Origin of the sequence: Marinobacter nitratireducens (genome assembly GCF_000708045.1) — a bacterium.
In the GTDB taxonomy this organism is placed as follows: domain Bacteria; phylum Pseudomonadota; class Gammaproteobacteria; order Pseudomonadales; family Oleiphilaceae; genus Marinobacter; species Marinobacter nitratireducens.
Window position 1 is genome coordinate 378917 of record NZ_ANIE01000007.1, and the last position, 19367, is coordinate 398283.

Below are 19367 nucleotides of genomic sequence, written 5' to 3' on the forward strand. Positions count from 1 at the left end.
GTCGGCAATCTCACCCTGCCCGCAGGTTACTGATCGACACCAACCTGCGGCCCGGGTACCGATCACTGTCCAGCGGCGTGTTCCTTTTCCACCAGGTAATCCAGGACTTTCAGCACTGCTTCATGTCCACCAGCCATGGATGCCGTAACAAGGTACTTTCCATTTACCAGCATAGTCGGTGTACCGGTAACGCGCGCGCCGCGGACTTTGGCTTGGGCCTGCTGCATCCGTGCATTCACACCAAAACTGTTGTAGTTATTGAGGAAAACCTCGGGATCGACCCCGTAACCGGAAACGAAATCCGCCAGGGATTCGCCGTCATTCAGAGGCCGATGCTCGCCAGCGAGTGCATCAAACAAGGCATCATGCACCGCCTCGCGCTGACCCATGGCCTCCAGAGCATAAAACGCCTTTGCGTGGGGCTCCCAGGAGCGACCCAGAGCCGCAGGTATGCGGACATAGTTCACGTAATCAGGCGCTTTCGCTTCCCAGGCTTCGGCCAGGGGCTTGAAGTTGTAGCAGTGCGGACAGCCGTACCAGAATATCTCAGCCACCTCGACACCCTTGTCACTCTCGGTGCGCACCGGGGTATCAAGCTTTTTGTAGTGAGTACCTTCTACCCAGGGCTCTGCGCTGGCCAGCCCGCTAAAGGCGACCGCCATAGCAACAACCACTGCCATACCAAGTGCTCTGATCATTCAACGTCTCCAGATTCCAGAATTCAGTTTGAGGAAGATTATGACCCAGGCACCGGCAAAAGTTCCATAACGGCCCGAGCTTCAAGAATTACAGGACGGTAAGCCAGCAACAAAAAACCCCGCCGTGGCGGGGTTTCTTCAGGAACTCATCGATCAGTTCAGGCCAGACACGTAGTTGGCGACTGCTTCGATCTCGGCATCCGTCAGCTTGGCTGCCACGTCCATCATGATCGCAGAGTTGCTGTCCGTTGCACGAGTACCGTCACGGTAAGCTTTCAGCTGCTTGATCACATAATCCGCATTCTGACCACCCAGCATCGGGTAACCAGCCGGCTCGTTGCCCTGACCGCGCGGGTTGTGACAACCGGCACAGGCAGGAACGCCAGACGCCATGTTACCACCGCGGTACAAGGCTTCACCCTGCTCAAGGCCCTCGGGGCTCGCCTGGTTAACAATCATTTCATTGCTATCAAAGTAAGCTGCCAGGTCTTGCAATTCCTGATCAGACTTTCCGTCCAGCAGGCCGGTCATTTCAGGGATCGCCCGATCACCCGCCTGGATAGCAACCAGCTGTTTGTGAAGGTAGGTTTCACCAAGGCCAGACAGTTTCGGGTAGTTACCCATAATGGGCTTCTGGCCACCCTGGCCGTGACAACCGGCACACACCGCTGCGTTCTGTTCACCCGCTTGAGGATCTCCAGCCCCGTGAGCCATCGCTGTGAGGCTAACGCCGAGAACAACTCCTGCGATCAGTTTTTTCATGCTCGCTCCGCTTCTCTCATCTTTAAAGGTATTCTTCATTATGCAGCCGGCAGGGCTCAATCCAGGCTGGCTCAAAACCGGGCCAGGCAGGCTCAAAACCGGGGCTGACAGCGGTGACAAAAAGGCGCACCGCCCGGATTTGGTGTAGCATTATACATTAATCCCCGATAACTGAAATCCGAAGGAAACCCAACCGCTGTGGACCCTGATCTGACTCAAAAAACCATCTCTTTTAATAGTGCCCGTTTCCTGATCAGCGCCTCACGACTGGACGAGTGTCCTGAGGACATCGGTGCCGAGGTCGCTTTCGCTGGCCGCTCCAATGCCGGCAAGTCCAGCGCACTCAACGCCATTACCGCCAATGGCAAACTGGCACGAACCAGCAAGACGCCCGGACGCACCCGGCTGATCAACTTCTTTTCCCTGAACCGCGAGGGCTGTCGCCTGGTGGATCTGCCAGGTTACGGCTATGCCAAAGTGTCCAGGGATATGAAAGACGACTGGCAACAGCACCTTGGCCACTACCTTAATGACCGGCGCTGCCTCAGAGGCCTGGTTCTGGTCATGGACATTCGACACCCCCTGACCGAGTTCGATCAAATGATGGTGGAATGGTGTGAGCATAACAACCTGCCATTGATGATCCTGGCCACCAAGGCAGACAAACTGAAGTTCGGACAGGCGAAGAATGCCATGATGGGCATTGCCAAAAGACTCAAGCCGTTCAGCTGCGTTGAGCACCTGATCATGTTTTCGGCAACCTCGAAGCGTGGCATTGAGGAGTGCAGGGAAGCTCTGACGGACTGGCTGGAGTCTCCTGAGACCGCAGAAATGCCCTGATTTGGCATAAAAAAACCGGTCTGTCGGCGACAGACCGGTGAAACGTCAGGGTTTGCGACGTGCTAAAACCTGAGAACTCACTCAGGAGACGCAAGAATGTCCGGATTCCCACGTCATTACCTTCGACAAAGACATTCGACGAAAGTTCCAAATCAGATCACTTTTTAACCAACCCTTTCTTTCCTCGCAACCACTTTCACTGGGGCCCCGCCAGCTGCGGGCAGTGAAGGCCGGTACCTTTCCCGCAATGCCACCACCCGATCCCGATACTCCGGTGTCAGGTAAGGCATCTGCATGGTCAGCACCTGATAGATGCCCTGCTTGAGCTCAGTGATGGTCAGACTTGCCGGCTCGTCCCCCGCATGAGCGGTTTTCAGGAAGGCCATCCAGTTTGTCACCACCAGCCAGACATTCAGTGAGACGGCGGCACGCAGATCCTCAGACGTCAGCTCGATGATTCCCGCCTCCGTCAACTTCCAGAATATCTCCTGTATGGATGACAGGCATCGGTTGGTGAACTCCCGATAATCCTTTCGCAGCCTCGGGTCGGTATCCAGCAGATATTCGAGATCCCGGTGAAAGAAGCGATAACTCCAGAGACCATCGAACACCGATTCAAGATAGAACGTCAGATCATCCAGAGTAAGCGCCCTGTCCTGGGGAATATCCAGATAGAAGTCCACCAGCTTTTCATACTCCAGAAAGATCTCGTAGATGATGTCCGACTTGTTCCGGAAGTGGTAATACAGGTTCCCGGGCGAAATCGCGAGGTGCGCCGCGATGTGATTGGTGGTGACGTTTCGTTCCCCACGCTCGTTGAACAGTTCCAGACTGGAAAGCAGGATCTTGTCTCTGGTTTTCATAAACTCGTCGGCAATTGTTGTTGTCTGTCTCTTTTTATCCGGAGCCCCGATGGCCCGATCGGCCACGGGGCCCGGCTTGACTACCTAGAGTATATACTCTAATAATACCGGTGAATGCAAACTGAACACAGATTAACCACCCAAGAACAACAGGCTGTTTGCCGCTTCACAGCCGCGTATCAGGCAGCCGCATTGCGGAGAAGATCATGGGAGCCACCGTCGTTCAACTCACCGAAAGCAAAAAGCAGATCCAGCACACTCACCGGGTGTTCGAAAGCCAGAAAAGCGCCTTTCGAAGTAACCCCATGCCCTCGCTGACTGAGCGACTGGAAAACCTGAAACGTCTGAAGCGTGCGCTGCTGAGCAACCAGGACAGGATACTGGAAGCCATCGACCGGGACTTCAGCTGTCGCTCGAAGGATGAATCGCTGATTGCCGAGGTGATGCCTTCCATTCAGGGCATCAACTACACCCTGAAGAACGTCAGTGACTGGATGAAGCCGTCCAAACGCCACGTTTCCGTGCTGTTCCAGCCAGCCAGCAACAAGGTTCACTATCAGCCCAAAGGCGTCGTCGGTGTCATTGTGCCCTGGAACTACCCGCTTTATCTGGCGGTCGGGCCACTGGTTGCCTCCCTGGCAGCGGGCAACCGCACCATGATCAAAATGTCCGAGTTCACACCCCATACCTCGGCATTGTTCAAGGAAATTATTGAAGCCGCGTTCTCCGAGGATCTGGTATCGGTGATTACCGGCGAGGCCGATGTCGCAGCGGACTTCTCGTCCCGGCCGTTTGATCACCTGCTGTTCACCGGGTCGACCTCCGTCGGCAAGCTGGTAATGCGGGCGGCGGCTGAGAACCTGACACCCGTTACGCTGGAACTGGGCGGCAAATCCCCCGCCATCGTGTCACCGGATGTTCCCATGGAGGACGCCGCACAGCGCATCGCGTTTGGCAAAGCCTTCAACGCTGGCCAGACCTGCGTTGCTCCGGATTATGTCCTGTGCCCGGCTGATCGGGTACAGGCCTTCGTAGACGAGTTCCGAAGCCAGTTTGCCGAGATGTACCCGAGCCTCCGGGACAATGACGACTACACCGCGATCATCAATGAACGCCAGTACGACCGTCTGCGTGGCTACATTGAAGATGCCCAGGCCAAAGGTGCCGAAATCATCGAAATCAATCCGGCGCGGGAAAACCTCCAGGACGGCACCCGCAAGATTCCCCTGACGCTGATCCTCAATACCACTCCGGACATGCGAGTCATGCAGGACGAAATCTTCGGTCCGTTGATGCCAATTGTCAGCTACAACGGCCTCGACGAAGCCATCCATTACATCAATGACCGCCCCCGGCCACTTGCCCTGTACTTCTTCGGCTACGACCGCGACGAGCAGCAGCACGTTGTCCACAACACACATTCCGGCGGTATGTGCATCAACGATTCACTGATGCACGTCGCCCAGGACGATTTGCCATTTGGCGGTGTCGGAGACTCCGGCATGGGCCATTACCATGGCAAGGAAGGCTTCCTGACCTTCTCTCATCACCGCGCGATCTTTACCAAGCAGAAGTTCAACAGCGGCAAGTTTGTCTACGCCCCCCACGGCACCGCCGCTCACAAAATGGTGTACAAACTGTTTATTCGCTAAACAGCCGGTACTGCGTGCAGGCAGGCCACGGATTTGGAACCGGAGGCCTGCCCGTATCGTCAACCCAGAAGCGTGACTGAAAACAAACCACAACAATAACGAGACCTAATGATGACCAGTCTACCCGACGACACATTGCATCAATCTGATGCTCCTGGGATGGATCGCCGAAGCTTCCTGAAAACAGGAATCGGGGGCGCATTTTTTCTTGGCACGGTCAGTGTGAGCGCCGGACTCAGCGGCTGCGCGACCCAACCCGCGGGATCGCTCGGCGACAGCACAACTCGCCCGGCCTCCAGCTATCAATTCCGGTTTCTGACCCGCGACGATATTGCGCTGTTCGAAGCGCTGCTACCTGCCATCGCTGGCCCGAACCTGCCCGAGGATCCCCAGACCCGGCGCGCCGCAATCGCAGGCACCATCGAACGGATCGACAGCGGCATCCACAACTTCGGCCCCGCCAACCAGAAAGAGCTGCGCCGGCTGTTCGATCTGCTCAACTTCGGCCTGACCCGAGTCACCGTTGCCCGGGTCTGGTCCAGCTGGCCCAACGTCAGTACCGATGAAGCCCACGCCTTCCTTGAACGCTGGCGTACCAGCAGTATCGGTCTGTTCAACAATGGCTACATTGCTCTGACCAAGATCAGCAATGTGGCGTTCTATGGCTACAGCGACAACTGGCATTTGTCAGGCTACCCGGGGCCGCCCCAGTATGCCGTCGATGCCCTGCCCCAGTTCAAGAACGCCTGACCCCAGCTGATCAACGGAGTTACCCATGCAGTTAAAAGACCGTATTGCCCAGGGCTATGAATCCGGCTGGAAAGTCACTGACGGAGCCACCCTGACTGAAAACCAGACCTTCGAAGCCGACGTTGTGATTATCGGCACCGGTGCCGGCGGAGGCACCACCGCAGAAATCCTGGCCCAGAGCGGATTGTCCGTCATCCTGGTGGAAGAGGGCCGTCTGTACTACCAGAAAGACTTCAAGATGGACGAGCTGACCGCCTACGCCAGCCTGTACCAGGAAGGCATGAGCCGGGTCACGAAGGACGGCGCCATCGCCATCCTTCAGGGCCGCTGCGTCGGCGGCTCCACCACCGTCAACTGGACCAGTAGCTTCCGCACCCCGGACGAGACTCTGAACCACTGGGCCAACCGATTCGGCCTCGACAGCCTCAGGCCCGACGCTATGACCCCCTGGTTTGATGGTCGTGAACAACGCCTGAACATCGAACCCTGGGCCGTCGACCCCAACCCTAACAACGACGTGCTGCGCCAGGGCTGTGAAAAACTCGGCTATAGCTGGAAAGTGATTCCCCGCAACGTCAAAGGCTGCTGGAACCTGGGTTACTGTGGTGTCGGCTGCCCCACCAATGCCAAACAAGGCTCCCTGGTAACCACGGTACCGGGCGCGCTGGAAAACGATGCCCACCTGATCTACGGCCTGCGGGCCGAAAAGCTCGTCGCCAACCAGGACCGGATAGAACACCTCCAGGCCACCGCCATGTCCGCCGACGGCGTCACCCCCTCTGGCATCACCGTCACCCTGAAAGCCCGTCACTTTGTCTCCGCGGCCAGTGCGATCGGAAGCCCCGGCCTGCTGCTCCGCTCCGAGCTGCCCGATCCCTATGATCGCGTAGGCAAACGCTCCTTCATCCATCCGGTCAACGTTACAGTGGCGGAAATGCCGGATAAAATAGATCCCTTCTACGGTGCCCCACAGTCCATCTACTCCGACCACTTCAACTTCAGTGGCGGCGTCGACGGCCCCGCCGGCTACAAGCTGGAAGTACCGCCCATGCACCCCGCCATGGCAGCCGGTGTCATACCGAACCACGGCCAGGCCCAGGCCACCAACATGGCCGGCCTGCCCTGGACCAACGCCGTGCTGGCACTGATCCGCGACGGCTTCCACCCGGACAGCCCTGGCGGCACCATCGGCCTCCGGGACGACGGCAGCCCCTACCTGGACTACCCGGTAACCGACTACCTCTGGGACGGCTTACGCCGGGCCTTCCATACCATGGCTGAAGTCCAGTTCGCCGCCGGCGCCAAGCGGGTACGCCTGATGCACCTGGATTCGGACTGGTACACCAACCTGGCCGACTGCAAGGCCGCCATCGACGACGTCCCCATGGAACTTCATCGAGTCCGCCTGTTCACCGCACACCAAATGGGCGGCTGCGGCATGGGCGCCAATCCGGAAGAATCGGTGGTCAACGCCTTCGGTGAACATCACCACATCAGCAACCTGAGCGTCCACGATGCCTCCATCTTCCCCACCAGCATCGGCGCAAACCCCCAACTGTCCGTGTACGCCCTGGCGGCAAGAAACAGCTCAAGGCTGGCCAATAAACTGAAGGAATAACCTACCCCGCTGCCGGCAGTCTGGCACAGCTGTCTGATCGGCCACTCTGGCGGGTGCGTCTGGAAATGTGCGAAGCCAAGGATGGCGAAGCCCAAGCGCCCCAGGGACGGGCCGAAGGAGCGTTTTCCAGACGCGCCCGCCAGAGTGGCCAGCCACCGGAACTTAGCTGACCTCGCCCATCTACAGAACCCCACCAATTATTGCTATGATGGCGCCCAGCAATAAAAGGAGCTGTGCGCATGCCGAAAGTCATCTACCCGGGCACCTTTGACCCCATCACCAACGGCCATACCGACCTGATCGAGCGTGCTGGCCGCATGTTCGATGAAATCGTCGTCGCCGTCGCCTATAACCCCAAAAAGCAGCCTCTGCTGAACCTGGAAGAACGCTGCGACCTGGTCCGGAAAGCGACAGCCCACATCCCCAACGTGACCGTCACCGGTTTCAGTAACCTGCTGGCCGAATTTGTGCAGGAACAGAATGCAAGCGTCATCCTGCGCGGCCTGCGCGCGGTCTCTGATTTCGAGTACGAATTCCAGCTGGCAGACATGAACCGGCGCCTGGCTCCGGACGTGGAAAGTGTTTTCCTGACCCCGGCAAACCACCTCTCCTACATCTCCTCCACCCTGATCCGGGAAATTGCGTCCCTGGGCGGCGATGTTTCAGAGTTTGTTGACCCGGCAGTGGAAGCTGCCCTGAAGCAGAAGTTTAACTGAGCCAGAGGAACAGCAGATGGCACTGATGATTACCGACGAATGCATCAACTGCGACGTCTGTGAACCAGAATGCCCGAATGAGGCCATATCACCGGGCGACGAGATTTACGTGATTGATCCGAACAAGTGCACCGAGTGCGTTGGCCACTACGATGAGCCACAGTGCCAACAGGTCTGCCCGGTGGACTGCATCCCGCTGGACCCGGAGCACAAGGAAAGTGAACAGCAGCTGATGGACAAATACCATCAGCTCACCGGAAACTGAAAAGCCCCGAACGGGGCTTTTTTTATAGCTGGGATTTCGAGTCAGAGCAACGGCGGCAGTGGTATTTCCTGGCCATTCACATTGACCATCAGATCCTTCATGGTCGCATTGACCACCAGCCGGTCCCCGTCCTGAACCAGCCACCCCTGCTTGATCATTGGCGCCACCTGCATCCGGATCTCCGGGTACTCTTCCGCCAGCGCCAGAGGCATGCTCACATCCAGCTCACCCGTCAGCCGGTGCATCACCATCAGCATCGCAGCCTTTTCCTGCGCAGACAGCTCCGGGTGGCGAATCGTCAGATGGCCGCGAATGTCCCCCTCCGGCGTTGCCATCGTCAACGTTGGCACGCTAAGAGAGAAACCCGCTGCCGATAAATCACGCAACGCCTTATTGAGCACCTGCATTGCCATCATTTGCTGCTCGATACGAGCCTGCGGGGGCGTGGCCGGATCAAGGGAAGCCGTCTGCATACTGCTCAGGGCCTCGCTGAAGGCATTCCAACTGGCCGTCTCGAAGTTTTCCAGGGACACCACAAATTGATGCGGGCCGTAGGACGCCGACTCGGTGCCAGCCTTGCGGACGCTCAGGTCCAGCGTGGAATCGATCCGCTCGCCATCATCCGTTGCAGTGGTGGATGCCAGTACGGCGATACCCTGAACCTTCACGGTTTCATCGTCGCGAGGCGTAACCGACACGGTATCCACAGAAAAGTCGGCATCGCCGGTCCAGACGTCCCCGATCAGGTGTGCCATCGTCTGCTCAAGACGGACACCAGACACCTCAATCTCCGCTTGCGGCCCCGTCAATCGCACAGACGGCCAGTCCATCGAGGCATCCACCGAAGCACCCGCATCCGTCACCCCAAGCTCCAGCCTTCCGGCGGATGACTGAAGGACTTCCCCGGTGTTCGGGTCTGTCAATCTGGTGTCAGGGACATCAAGGTTCATCACCGCACTGCCCCATAGTCGGGTTTCTACCGTCAGGCTCGGCTGGGAGCCTGAAAACCAGTCAGCACCCTCTGGTTGCCAGCCATCGGCCGGAGCCAGGTCCAGCAGGCTTCCAGTCACACCGTGGGTGATATTGCCGCGATACCCGAATGACCGGGACTCGCCCGTCTCCGGGTTCAACAAGGTAATCTCGCCGTGAACCTGAGAGTTGAGATACCCTCGACGATAGTCCTCCGTGTTCAACTGGAACAGCGGCTGGCTCCGATTCACCTCCTGAGTCGCCAGCTGCCACTGCTTTTCTGTCACCTGCCCCACGATCCAGGGCATCCCCCCTCCGGCGACCAGGGCAACTGCGCCAGCAATCATCCATTTTTTCTGCAAAAACGTTCTCCGTCTCAGGGTTTACCGGTCAAACGATCCAACAGAACCAGCTGTGAGGCAAATCGCTCCTCACCTTCCACCGGCTGGCTCTGAACATAACTGCCGTCGGATTGCAGCAACCAGGACTGGCAATTATCGGCCAGATACGTATCCAGATCCTCTCGCACCCTGGCGGCCAGGGAAGCGTCATCCAGAGGGAATGCCGTCTCCACACGGTTCATCAAATTACGCTCCATCCCATCGGCACTGGAGCAGTACACATCCGGGCGACCATTATTGCCAAAATAGTACACCCGGGTGTGCTCCAGGAAACGGCCAATGATGGAACGGACCTGAATATTCTCGGAAAGCCCCGGCACGCCTGGCCGCAGACAACAGATACCACGAATAATCAGATCGATCTTCACCCCGGCCTGAGAAGCACGGTAGAGCGTTTTGATCAGTCGGGGCTCCGTCAGGGCATTGAACTTGAAAATAATCCGGCCGTTCTCGCCAAGTTCAGCCTCACGCTCGATCAGACTGAGTATCCGTTTGTGCATGGTGAAGGGGGCGTGGAACAACTTCTTGATCTTCAGGGCCTTGCCCATGCCCGTCAGCTGCTGGAACAGTTTGTTGACGTCGTCTCCGATGGACTCGTCACAGGTCATGAAGCTGTAGTCTGTGTACAGACGCGCATTGCCAGCATGGTAGTTACCGGTGCCCAGGTGCACGTAACGTCGCAACCGCCCCTCTTCCCGGCGAACGATCAGAATCATTTTGGCGTGTGTTTTATAACCAACCACGCCGTACACCACGATGACCCCCGCCTCCTGAAGCCGGCTGGCCAGCTCCAGGTTCTCAGCTTCACTGAAACGGGCCCGCAGTTCGATGACAGCGGTCACTTCCTTGCCCCGTCGGGCAGCATCAGCGAGGGCTTCAACAATCTCTGAATCCACCCCGGTGCGATACAGTGTCTGCCTGATCGCGAGAACCTGGGGGTCCTTGGCCGCCTGCCTCAGCAGATCGACCACCGGACTGAAGTTCTCATAAGGGTGCAGCAGCAGGATCGGCTGCTTTCGGATGGCATCAAACATCGAATCCTTACTGCGGATCTGCTTGGGGATCGATGGCGAAAACCCGGAATAGGTCAGGTCGGGCCGATCCACCAGTCCACTGACCGCCATGAGGCGTGTCAGGTTTACCGGACCATGCACCTGGTAGAGATCCCGCTCGGTCAGACCGAATTCGGTTAACAGGAACTGAACCAGCTCCTCCGGGCAGTTGTCAGCCACCTCCAGACGCACGCCATCCCCGAAACGACGACTGAGCAGCTCACCTCGCAAAGCCGAAGCCAGGTCTTCAAGATCGTCTTCAAGCTCAAGGTCCGCGTTACGGGTCAGACGGAACTGGTAGCAGCCTTTCACTTCCATGCCCGGAAACAGCTCATCGGCATGGGCGTGAATCATCGACGAAAGGAACACCAGATTCTCCCCACCGTCACAGACCTCATCCGGTAACCGCACGAGGCGAGGCAGGGAACGAGGTGCCGGAACAATGGCCATTCCGGTTTCACGCCCGAACGCATCCTTGCCATCCAGTTCAACAATGAAGTTCAGGCTCTTGTTCACCAGTCGCGGGAACGGGTGAGACGGATCCAGCCCGATGGGACTGACCACCGGCAGGATCTCATCCTCGAAATAGTTACGCACCCACTCTGCCTGCTGCGGCGTCCACTCACGACGACGGACAAAGTGAATGTTTTCACGCTCCATTTCCGGAATCAGTACGTTGTTCAGGATGTCGTACTGTTCATGGATGTAGTCGTGCGCGACCCGACTGATCTCCGCCAGGACCTCATCGGGCATCATGCCATCGACACCCACAGCCTCGCGGCCGTACTTCATCTGCTGGCGCAGACCCGCCACCCGGATTTCGAAGAACTCATCCATGTTGCTGCTGAAGATACAGCAGAAAATCAGACGGTTAATCAGCGGATGCGTGGAATCCAGCGCCTGCTTCAACACCCGGTAATTGAACTGAAGCTGACTCAGCTCACGGTTGAAGTAGTTCTCGCTGGCGTCCAGATTGATCTCTTCCCCTGCCGGCAGATCCATCGGGGCCGGGACAGTCGGACTATCCTCTGCAGTCAGGTTTTTCGCTGTTTCCGTCGTCATGATTCCTTGATCCAGTCAGGCGGGTGTAGGGTTGCCACCCGTGGAGTTGTCAGGTTGAACGCTGATGCTCCCGCATCAGCCGTGCGGCTCTCACCGCAAAATATGTCAGAATGCCGTCCGCCCCGGCGCGACGCATGGCCATCAGGCTTTCCATCATCACCGCATCGCCGTCCAGCCAGCCATTTTCCGCAGCGGCCATGTGCATCGCATACTCACCGCTGACCTGATACACGAATGTGGGCACCTGAAGCTCGTGCTTGATCCTGTGGACGATATCCAGGTAGGGCATGCCCGGCTTGATCATCACCATGTCGGCACCTTCCGTCAGATCCATGGCAACCTCGTGCAGCGCTTCATCGCTGTTGGCCGGATCCATCTGATAGGTCGACTTATTGCCTTTGCCAAGATTCCCCGCGGAGCCGACCGCATCGCGGAAGGGGCCGTAATAGCTGGACGCGTACTTGGCAGAGTAGGCCAGAATGCGGGTATTCACATAGCCGGCAGATTCCAGGGCCTCTCGGATGGCCGCAACACGTCCATCCATCATATCGGAGGGAGCCACCACATCAGCACCTGCATCGGCATGGGACAGGGCCTGATTCACCAGCGCCTCGACCGTCACATCATTCAGCACGTAACCGTCGTTATCGATAATGCCGTCCTGTCCGTGGGTGGTGAACGGGTCCAGGGCGACATCCGTAATGACACCCAGTTCCGGATGGGCCTTTTTCAGCGCGCGAACAGCCCGCTGGGCGAGACCGTCGGAATCCCAGGCACCCGAACCCGAGAGATTCTTGCGTTCCGCGGGCACGACAGGAAACAGGGCAATGGCCGGGATACCCAGCTCGACCAGCTCCGCGGCCTGCTCGACAAGGAGGTCAATGCTCAGCCGTTCCACACCGGGCATGGAAGGGACCGACTCCCGCTGGCCCTCACCCTCAAGCACAAATACCGGATAAATCAGGTTATCCGGCGTCAGCTGGTGCTCACGTACCAGACGTCGGGAAAAGTCGCTGGCCCGGTTACGACGCAGACGGGTAGCGGGGAAGGTACGGGGAGTTGGGCGCGACACGGCAAACCTCCTGATTGGCACGACAGGGAATCCTGCAGTTGATGGCAGCGCCGGTACGGCGCAGGTCTTAGCCATCATCATACACGGCCCGGGGCGCCGGTTGCAGACTCCCGCGAAAGCTTACGAATGATTTGTGACAATCAGGTTACCGAATGGAATCCAGCGCCTTGGCACGAATTCTTTCGGCACCATTGAAATGGCTGTTACGCAGGCGTTCCAGGGCCGCCTCGACCTCGGGGCCGGCCAACCCCGACGATGCCAGCAGTTCGTCGCGCGCTGACGAGTAGGCTTGCCAGCGCCGATTCCAGTCCTGCTGCTTCTGCTCCAGCTCGGCCAGACGCCCGGCGGCCTCGGCGCCGAATGCGTCCTCTCTCCAGGCATTCAGGGCCTGCGGATCGTCGGCCAGGGTCTGCTGAACCTCCTCGTACTCAGAGAAACGACGGGTCTGCTTTCGAGCCGTTCTGACTGGCTCGGGCAACGCCGATTCTGCCTCAGCGAGGGCAGCTGCGCGCTGTTCCGGATTCAGGGCGTCATTGCTCAGAATACGACGTTGGGCAACCTGGAATTCATCGACGGCCTCTTCATTGGCAAAGAACGCGCCAACGGTATCCGCATCAAACCAGGTACGCCTGAGAGCATGAATTTCCCTCATTCGCCGCTCCATGTCGGCTGGATCAGCCGAACTGTAGGCCATTTCAAGATCGGCAACCGCCAGCTTGTAGTCCAGATAAGCGCCCAACGTCTCCAGCGCCTGGCTCCGGGCAGGCTCCTGCAACTGCGAGAGTGCCTGCTCGATTCGGGCCACCAACTGGGGCATGGATTCCTCTCCAAGCGCCGACAGGTAATACTCGAACAGTTGTCGAAGCTGGGACGTAGGGATCAGGGCGCCGGTTGCGTCCACCCTCTGCCAGCCGGACGGCACCGACGTGCCAGACAAGGATGCAGGAAGCTGCTCTGGAATGGCGACCGGTGTAGAGGTTCCCACCAGTTCAGAGGGCCGCAGTCCGGGCGCCGGCCCTGACGCGTCATTCGCCGGCGGCTCGCCCGCCTCAACGAGTAGATCTGAGTTGCCGGTTTCAGCGACACTGCCAGCCGGCTCGAAGGGCCAAAATGCCCAGACCAGACCGGCCGACAACATTGCCGCCAGAGCTGACAGTTGAAATGCTCTGCTCCTGCTCACGGTTCACACCCGCTTGAGACTGCCTTATTCACCGAATCGTGCACGACGATTCCGGTAACCAAACCGCAGAATAAACGACATCGCTCAAGCGTACCGAGAACAGGATCAAAAACGGGGCCTGGGACAGCCCGACCCCGGAACCGGTTCAGAATGAACGGTTGTTAAAGCCTACGTCGACCTTGCGAGGAGCATCATTGCGAAAGGCCGTATCCACTTCCTCAATCTGCCCACCCTGGCTAAGAAAGGCTTCAATATCCGATTGCAGTTGTGCCCTGATACGGGCACGTCCGGCAACAGAATGATTATCGTCGCTGTCGCTAGCCCAGTTTCCGGGCTGCTCCAGATTGCTTTCGTCGAATTCACTCATAGACTCATCTCCATCAACGAAAACAGAACATCGAGTGCATGGCGATCATTCGGCGCTACACTCCACCTCGACGAAAGGCCGGCTGCGGCATCGTCTTGGCGTCTTTATAATCCGGTTTTCGTGACGGCGCTATTTCCAGGCAACGACTTTTTTGTATCTTTTTGTAACAAGCCATAACCCATTAAAAATAAAAGACTTTATGTAGAGCGCCCGCAGAGATAGAAGATTGACACAAAGAATGAATAATGATTCACTACTTATAAAGGACAACCATGGCCTATCGCGAAACTGAAAAAATGCGCCAGAGGAAAGCTCTGGCGCGGGAAAAGATCATTAACTGCACTTACGAGTGTGTCGCGGAAGGTGGATTCCGAAGTGCCCGAATCACCCGGATCGCCGGTTTGGCTGAGGTGGCAACAGGCACAATTTATCGCCACTTCGAATCCAGGGAAGATCTGTTTGCCGAAGTTTTCCAGCTGGCAACACAGAAGGAAGTGGACAAGGTCGCCGAGGCTCTGAACACCTCCGGTGATGCCGCTGCCCGACTGGAAGCCGCACTGCGTCAGTTTGCAGGTCGCGCACTGAGAGGCCCGGTTATGGCGTGGTCACTGCTGGCTGAGCCGGTAGACCCGAAAGTGGAAGAAGAACGGCTGGCTTACCGCAAGGCCTACGCCAGCCTGTTTGAGAAAACGATCCGGGAAGGCATCACCGAAGGGTGCTTTCCCGACCAGAACGCCCAGCAGAGTAGCACCTGCCTGGTCGGAGCAATTGCTGAAAGCCTGGTGGGCCCGCTGTCGCTGACACAACCCAACCGGGAAAACGAAGACAATGACCCGCTGGTCGACGCCATCATCCGATTCTGCATGCAGGGGCTGACCGGCACCAGGAGATAGCCATGATCGCACGGCAGCCTTATCCCGAAACCCCGGATCAAGCAGATGATTCTCGTTACCTGGCGAGCACCCACGAAGTTTTCAACCAGCCCCCGGCGCTGGAGGACTACAACCTGTTTGAACAGGACACCGCTCTGCGAGAAGCCGCAGACAGGGAAGGTGCCGGCGCAGCTGCCCCGGAACTGAGCCGGTTCGGCGCCTTGGCCGGCGCCGCGGAAACCATCGATCTCGGTTTCCGCGCCAATGCCAACAAACCAGTGTTCAACACCCACGATCGATTCGGCCACCGGATCGACGAGGTCGACTTCCATCCCGCCTATCACGACTTGATGCGCATCGCCCTGGAAAACGGGCTGCACAGCAGCCCCTGGACCAACCCGGGACAGGGCGCCCATGTTGCCAGGGCAGCAAAATATTACATGCACTCCCAGGTAGAGGCCGCACATTGCTGTCCGATTACCATGACGTTCGCGGCCATTCCCTCAATCCGCAACCAACCCGAGCTGGCCAGGGACTGGGAACAACGCATCCTGGCCAACAGCTACGATTCCCGCAACCTTCCCGACAGCCAGAAGAGCTCCGTCACCATCGGCATGGCGATGACCGAGAAACAGGGCGGCAGCGACGTGCGTGCCAACAGCACCAAAGCCTACGCCGTCGGTGCCGAAGGCCCCGGGCAGGCCTACGAGTTGGTTGGTCATAAATGGTTCGTGTCTGCCCCCATGTGCGACGCCTTCCTGGTGCTCGCCCAGACCGCCAGCGGACTGTCCTGCTTCCTAATGCCGCGCTGGCGCCCGGATGGCACCAAAAACCCCTGGCAGGTCCAACGCCTCAAGAACAAAATGGGCAACGTCGCCAACGCCTCCAGCGAAGCTGAACTCCGTGGAGCCCTGGCCTGGATGGTTGGAGAAGAAGGTCGCGGCGTACCGACCATCATCGAAATGGTCGCCATGACCCGCTTCGACTGCATGATCGGCAGCTCTGCCGGCATGCGCCAGGCCGTGGCCCAGGCCACCCACCACTGCCGCCATCGCAGCGCTTTCGGAAACCGCCTGATAGAACAGCCGCTGATGCAGAACGTCCTGGCCGACCTCGCCCTGGAAAGCGAAGCCGCACTGGCGTATACCATGCGCATTGCCCGGGCTCTGGACAACCAGGATCAGGAACACGAACGCCTGCTGGCACGACTGGCCACACCGGTCGGCAAATACTGGATCTGCAAACGCACCCCCAACCACGCCTACGAAGCCATGGAATGCATCGGCGGCAGCGGCGTGATGGAAGACTGCATCATGCCACGCCTGTTCCGGGAATCCCCGGTCAACGCCATCTGGGAAGGCAGCGGTAACGTCCAGTGCCTGGACACCTTGCGCGCTCTCCAGAAAGAACCCAGCACCCTGGACGCCTTCTTCCAGGAGGCCGCCCAAGCCAAGGGCGCCGACACCCGTTTCGATCAGTTCCTGCTGAAACTCCAGAATGATTTCACTAACGTCTCGGACTTCCAGTACCAGGCCCGCAACCTCGTCGACCGCATGGCTCTGGCCCTTCAAGGCTCCCTGCTGCTGCGCCATTCCGACAAAGCCGTCGCCGACGCCTTCTGCGCCTCACGCCTGGAGTCCAACGGTGGCATCAACTACGGCAACCTTCCAACCGGCACTGACGCCGCGGCCATTATCAAACGGGCCACGCCTGTAGTAGGCTGAGGTTCTCGCAACCTGACCCTGTCACTCCTGAGGCCGGTCGATACGCGAGGAACGCAACTCAGAATTCGATGAGCGGGCGGGGTTCTGTCTTCCAAAAATGTGCGGAGCCATGGATGGCGCAGCCCAAGCGTCCCATGGACGGGCCGAAGGAGCGTTTTTTGGAAGACAGAACCCCGCCTGCTCCAGCACGGAACCAGCCATGTCAGAAGCCCTGCGAAAACTCCTTAAGGAAGGCAACGCCAACCAACCCACCGTCATCACCCCACACGTGGGCCTCCTGACCCTGCACTTCCAGCTCTATGGCTGTGAGGATCTGAAAGCCAAACGCAAAGCCTTCACTGCACTGCGCGCCATCTGGGGCAAAGAACCGGACCTCGCCGTATCGGAAACCGCCGACCAGGAAGCCCTGGACTGCGCGACTTGGACCGTCGCCGCCCTCGGCACCTCATCCCAACAGATCACCCAACGCCTGGACCAGGTCGAAAAAGCCATTGAGGAACGGATCGACGCTGCCATACTGGATGTACACCGGGAAATTCTCTAGCCCGGCCATCATCCCGATCCGAGGCCTTCTGGCGTAACGTCTCACCACGCCTTATACTACGGCCCCTCAGGGATGCCAGTACGCCTGCAAGCGGCAGGCGGTCAGTTATCAATGCCGGATCGACAGACCGGCTCCGTCCGTAGAGCTTCCGGAACCTGCTCCGCGGATGACCACTGAAAGCGTGTGGTACCTATGACCGGAAAGAAAAAAACCGCCCAGGCCTCGGTCGAGGCGATGTATCGCGTATTCACGGTGCCCGAAGCACCGGAATCGACGCTGAGCCGAATCGACCAGGACGTATCCCGCAACCTTGCTGGCTTCCTGCAGGAGCACATCGTTGCCGTGGAGCGTGACCTCGCGGACGTTGAAAAAAACTTTTCCGACTACAGCATCCCGGAAAAGCCGGTGTTCGTCTCCGAGCAGGCCCAATTCCTGCTGGACAAGCTGGTCGCCAATTCCGTTCATACCGCTTCGCCCGCATTCATTGGTCACATGACATCGGCACTGCCCTATTTCATGCTGCCACTGTCGAAAATCATGATTGCTCTGAACCAGAACCTGGTCAAAACCGAGACCTCCAAGGCTTTCACCCCTATGGAGCGTCAGGTTCTGGGCATGATCCATCGCCTGGTTTACGAGGAAGATGGCGCCTTCTACCGGAAATGGATGCACGATCCCAGGTACGCCCTTGGAGCCATGTGCTCAGGCGGAACCGTTGCCAACCTGACAGCGCTCTGGGTTGCCCGAAACCGCGCCTTCCCCGCTGAAGGCAGCTTCCGGGGCCTGCATGAGGAAGGCTTGTTTCGGGCGTTGAAATACTACGGGCACGAGGGGGCCGCCATACTGGTATCCAGGCGAGGACACTATTCCTTGCGCAAGGCCGCGGATGTTCTTGGACTCGGGCGGGAAGCCCTGGTGCCAGTGGATACTGACGACGACAACCGGATCCTGACCGACGCGCTGAGGGACAAGTGCCTGGAGTTGCAGCGTCAGAAGATCAAGGTGATGGCCATTTGTGGCGTGGCCGGAACCACGGAAACCGGTAACGTCGACCCTTTGGACGCTATGGCAGACATTGCCCGGGAGTTTGGCGCTCACTTCCACGTCGACGCAGCCTGGGGCGGACCCACCCTGTTTTCCCGCACCTATAAACACCTGCTTCGAGGGATAGAGAAAGCCGACTCGGTCACCTTTGACGCCCACAAGCAGCTCTACGTGCCCATGGGCGTGGGATTGGTTGTGTTCAAGGACCCCAGCCTTGCCAGCGCCGTCGAGCACCATGCTCAGTACATCATCCGGAAGGGCTCCAGAGACCTGGGCACAACCACCCTCGAAGGCTCCCGCCCGGGCATGTCGATGCTGATTCACTCTGGCCTGAAAATCCTGGCCCGGGAAGGCTACGAAATCCTGATTGATCAGGGCATCGAAAAAGCTCGCACCTTTGCGGATATGATCTCGGCAGCACCCGACTTTGAGCTGGTAACCAGCCCTGAATTGAACATCCTGACTTATCGCTACTGCCCGGAGAATGTGCAGCAGGCACTGTCGATTGCCGACCCTCTGCAGGCGGAAAAGCTTAATACCTGCCTGAACCGGATCACCAAGTTCATCCAGAAAACCCAGCGGGAACGGGGTAAAGCCTTTGTTTCACGGACACGCCTGGAGCCGGCTCGCTATTTCCACTTCCCTTGTATTGTGTTCAGGGTGGTGCTGGCGAATCCGTTGACCACGCCAGATATTCTTGCGGATATTCTAGAGGAACAGCGGGAGTTATCCGGGGAAGAAGGTATTCAGGATGAGATGGATATTCTGAATCAGATGGCTGAGGCGGTTCTCAAGCAGGCCAACCCTGAGGTGCGCCTCGGGTAATTCAATTTGGACTTCTCGCCATCCATGGCTCCGCACGGTTCCGCGCAACGGGGCTGCGCTTCACCGCTATGAGTCCGCCTTAAAACACAGT

The 19367-nt window shown here is 58.4% G+C and carries 18 protein-coding genes; 10 read left to right on the top strand and 8 right to left on the bottom strand.

The window, feature by feature from the left end:
* Positions 1-62 precede the first annotated feature (62 nt).
* Entirely contained in the window at positions 63-698 is a 636-nt protein-coding gene (locus D777_RS12930) for a thiol:disulfide interchange protein DsbA/DsbL (protein ID WP_036132789.1), read from the bottom strand.
* A gap of 153 nt (positions 699-851) precedes the next feature.
* Complete coding sequence (locus tag D777_RS12935; RefSeq protein WP_036133109.1) at positions 852-1460, bottom strand: c-type cytochrome; 609 nt, start codon at positions 1458-1460, stop codon at positions 852-854.
* 198 nt (positions 1461-1658) lie between these two features.
* Between D777_RS12935 and yihA the strand changes: the two genes are divergently transcribed.
* Positions 1659-2300 carry a ribosome biogenesis GTP-binding protein YihA/YsxC gene (gene yihA, locus D777_RS12940; RefSeq protein ID WP_036132791.1) on the top strand — a complete coding sequence of 214 codons (642 nt, stop codon included), beginning with the start codon at positions 1659-1661 and terminating at the stop codon, positions 2298-2300.
* A gap of 164 nt (positions 2301-2464) precedes the next feature.
* On the opposite strand, the gene D777_RS12945 is transcribed toward yihA, so the two are convergent.
* Positions 2465-3163 (bottom strand): TetR/AcrR family transcriptional regulator, encoded by a 699-nt coding sequence (locus D777_RS12945; protein WP_036132793.1) that lies wholly within the window; start codon positions 3161-3163, stop codon positions 2465-2467.
* Between the two features lie 206 nt (positions 3164-3369).
* Here D777_RS12945 and D777_RS12950 point away from each other — a divergent pair, with 206 nt between their 5' ends.
* From D777_RS12950 to D777_RS12970, 5 genes are all read left to right on the top strand, one after another.
* The gene (locus D777_RS12950) at positions 3370-4815 is read left to right on the top strand and encodes a coniferyl aldehyde dehydrogenase (RefSeq protein WP_036132795.1); all 1446 of its coding nucleotides are present in this window, start codon (positions 3370-3372) and stop codon (positions 4813-4815) included.
* Positions 4816-4923: 108 nt separating this feature from the next.
* The gene (locus tag D777_RS12955; RefSeq protein WP_036132797.1) at positions 4924-5565 is read left to right on the top strand and encodes a hypothetical protein; all 642 of its coding nucleotides are present in this window, start codon (positions 4924-4926) and stop codon (positions 5563-5565) included.
* Positions 5566-5590: 25 nt separating this feature from the next.
* On the top strand, positions 5591-7183 hold the full coding sequence (locus tag D777_RS12960; RefSeq protein ID WP_036132799.1) for a GMC family oxidoreductase: 1593 nt from the start codon (positions 5591-5593) through the stop codon (positions 7181-7183).
* A 239-nt stretch (positions 7184-7422) separates the two neighbouring features.
* Positions 7423-7899, top strand: coding sequence for a pantetheine-phosphate adenylyltransferase (gene coaD, locus D777_RS12965; protein ID WP_036132801.1), 477 nt, complete (start codon positions 7423-7425; stop codon positions 7897-7899).
* A gap of 16 nt (positions 7900-7915) precedes the next feature.
* Complete coding sequence (locus D777_RS12970; RefSeq protein WP_036132804.1) at positions 7916-8164, top strand: YfhL family 4Fe-4S dicluster ferredoxin; 249 nt, start codon at positions 7916-7918, stop codon at positions 8162-8164.
* 41 nt (positions 8165-8205) lie between these two features.
* Here the strand turns inward: D777_RS12970 and D777_RS12975 are convergent, their stop codons facing one another.
* The 5 genes from D777_RS12975 to D777_RS12995 all read right to left on the bottom strand — a co-directional run bounded on the left by D777_RS12975 (position 8206) and on the right by D777_RS12995 (position 14267).
* Complete coding sequence (locus D777_RS12975) at positions 8206-9495, bottom strand: DUF945 family protein (protein WP_150112645.1); 1290 nt, start codon at positions 9493-9495, stop codon at positions 8206-8208.
* Positions 9496-9509: 14 nt separating this feature from the next.
* Positions 9510-11648: a polyphosphate kinase 1 gene (gene ppk1 / locus D777_RS12980; RefSeq protein ID WP_036132806.1), complete on the bottom strand. Its 2139-nt coding sequence runs from the start codon at positions 11646-11648 to the stop codon at positions 9510-9512.
* 49 nt (positions 11649-11697) lie between these two features.
* The gene (hemB, locus tag D777_RS12985; protein WP_036132808.1) at positions 11698-12720 is read right to left on the bottom strand and encodes a porphobilinogen synthase; all 1023 of its coding nucleotides are present in this window, start codon (positions 12718-12720) and stop codon (positions 11698-11700) included.
* Between the two features lie 145 nt (positions 12721-12865).
* On the bottom strand, positions 12866-13900 hold the full coding sequence (locus tag D777_RS12990) for a lipase secretion chaperone (RefSeq protein WP_227501761.1): 1035 nt from the start codon (positions 13898-13900) through the stop codon (positions 12866-12868).
* 145 nt (positions 13901-14045) lie between these two features.
* The gene (locus tag D777_RS12995; RefSeq protein WP_036132813.1) at positions 14046-14267 is read right to left on the bottom strand and encodes a hypothetical protein; all 222 of its coding nucleotides are present in this window, start codon (positions 14265-14267) and stop codon (positions 14046-14048) included.
* A gap of 272 nt (positions 14268-14539) precedes the next feature.
* On the opposite strand from D777_RS12995, the gene D777_RS13000 reads away from it, so the two are divergent.
* The 4 genes from D777_RS13000 to panP all read left to right on the top strand — a co-directional run bounded on the left by D777_RS13000 (position 14540) and on the right by panP (position 19276).
* Positions 14540-15160 (top strand): TetR/AcrR family transcriptional regulator, encoded by a 621-nt coding sequence (locus tag D777_RS13000; protein ID WP_036132815.1) that lies wholly within the window; start codon positions 14540-14542, stop codon positions 15158-15160.
* A gap of 2 nt (positions 15161-15162) precedes the next feature.
* Positions 15163-16863, top strand: coding sequence for an isovaleryl-CoA dehydrogenase (locus D777_RS13005; protein ID WP_036132817.1), 1701 nt, complete (start codon positions 15163-15165; stop codon positions 16861-16863).
* Between the two features lie 199 nt (positions 16864-17062).
* Positions 17063-17407, top strand: coding sequence for a DUF503 domain-containing protein (locus D777_RS13010; protein ID WP_036132819.1), 345 nt, complete (start codon positions 17063-17065; stop codon positions 17405-17407).
* A 192-nt stretch (positions 17408-17599) separates the two neighbouring features.
* On the top strand, positions 17600-19276 hold the full coding sequence (gene panP / locus D777_RS13015) for a pyridoxal-dependent aspartate 1-decarboxylase PanP (protein ID WP_036132821.1): 1677 nt from the start codon (positions 17600-17602) through the stop codon (positions 19274-19276).
* Positions 19277-19367 lie beyond the last annotated feature (91 nt).

Excerpts from the sequence above, each read along its gene's own strand:
- D777_RS13010 (WP_036132819.1), top strand. The coding sequence starts at position 17,063 with ATGTCAGAAGCCCTGCGAAAACTCCTTAAGGAAGGCAACGCCAACCAA.
- D777_RS12955 (WP_036132797.1), top strand. The coding sequence starts at position 4,924 with ATGATGACCAGTCTACCCGACGACACATTGCATCAATCTGATGCTCCT.
- coaD (WP_036132801.1), top strand. The coding sequence starts at position 7,423 with ATGCCGAAAGTCATCTACCCGGGCACCTTTGACCCCATCACCAACGGC.
- D777_RS12935 (WP_036133109.1), bottom strand. The coding sequence starts at position 1,460 with ATGAAAAAACTGATCGCAGGAGTTGTTCTCGGCGTTAGCCTCACAGCG.
- D777_RS12945 (WP_036132793.1), bottom strand. The coding sequence starts at position 3,163 with ATGAAAACCAGAGACAAGATCCTGCTTTCCAGTCTGGAACTGTTCAAC.
- D777_RS12960 (WP_036132799.1), top strand. The coding sequence starts at position 5,591 with ATGCAGTTAAAAGACCGTATTGCCCAGGGCTATGAATCCGGCTGGAAA.
- D777_RS13005 (WP_036132817.1), top strand. The coding sequence starts at position 15,163 with ATGATCGCACGGCAGCCTTATCCCGAAACCCCGGATCAAGCAGATGAT.
- panP (WP_036132821.1), top strand. The coding sequence starts at position 17,600 with ATGACCGGAAAGAAAAAAACCGCCCAGGCCTCGGTCGAGGCGATGTAT.
- D777_RS12930 (WP_036132789.1), bottom strand. The coding sequence starts at position 698 with ATGATCAGAGCACTTGGTATGGCAGTGGTTGTTGCTATGGCGGTCGCC.
- D777_RS13000 (WP_036132815.1), top strand. The coding sequence starts at position 14,540 with ATGGCCTATCGCGAAACTGAAAAAATGCGCCAGAGGAAAGCTCTGGCG.
- ppk1 (WP_036132806.1), bottom strand. The coding sequence starts at position 11,648 with ATGACGACGGAAACAGCGAAAAACCTGACTGCAGAGGATAGTCCGACT.
- D777_RS12995 (WP_036132813.1), bottom strand. The coding sequence starts at position 14,267 with ATGAGTGAATTCGACGAAAGCAATCTGGAGCAGCCCGGAAACTGGGCT.
- D777_RS12970 (WP_036132804.1), top strand. The coding sequence starts at position 7,916 with ATGGCACTGATGATTACCGACGAATGCATCAACTGCGACGTCTGTGAA.
- D777_RS12950 (WP_036132795.1), top strand. The coding sequence starts at position 3,370 with ATGGGAGCCACCGTCGTTCAACTCACCGAAAGCAAAAAGCAGATCCAG.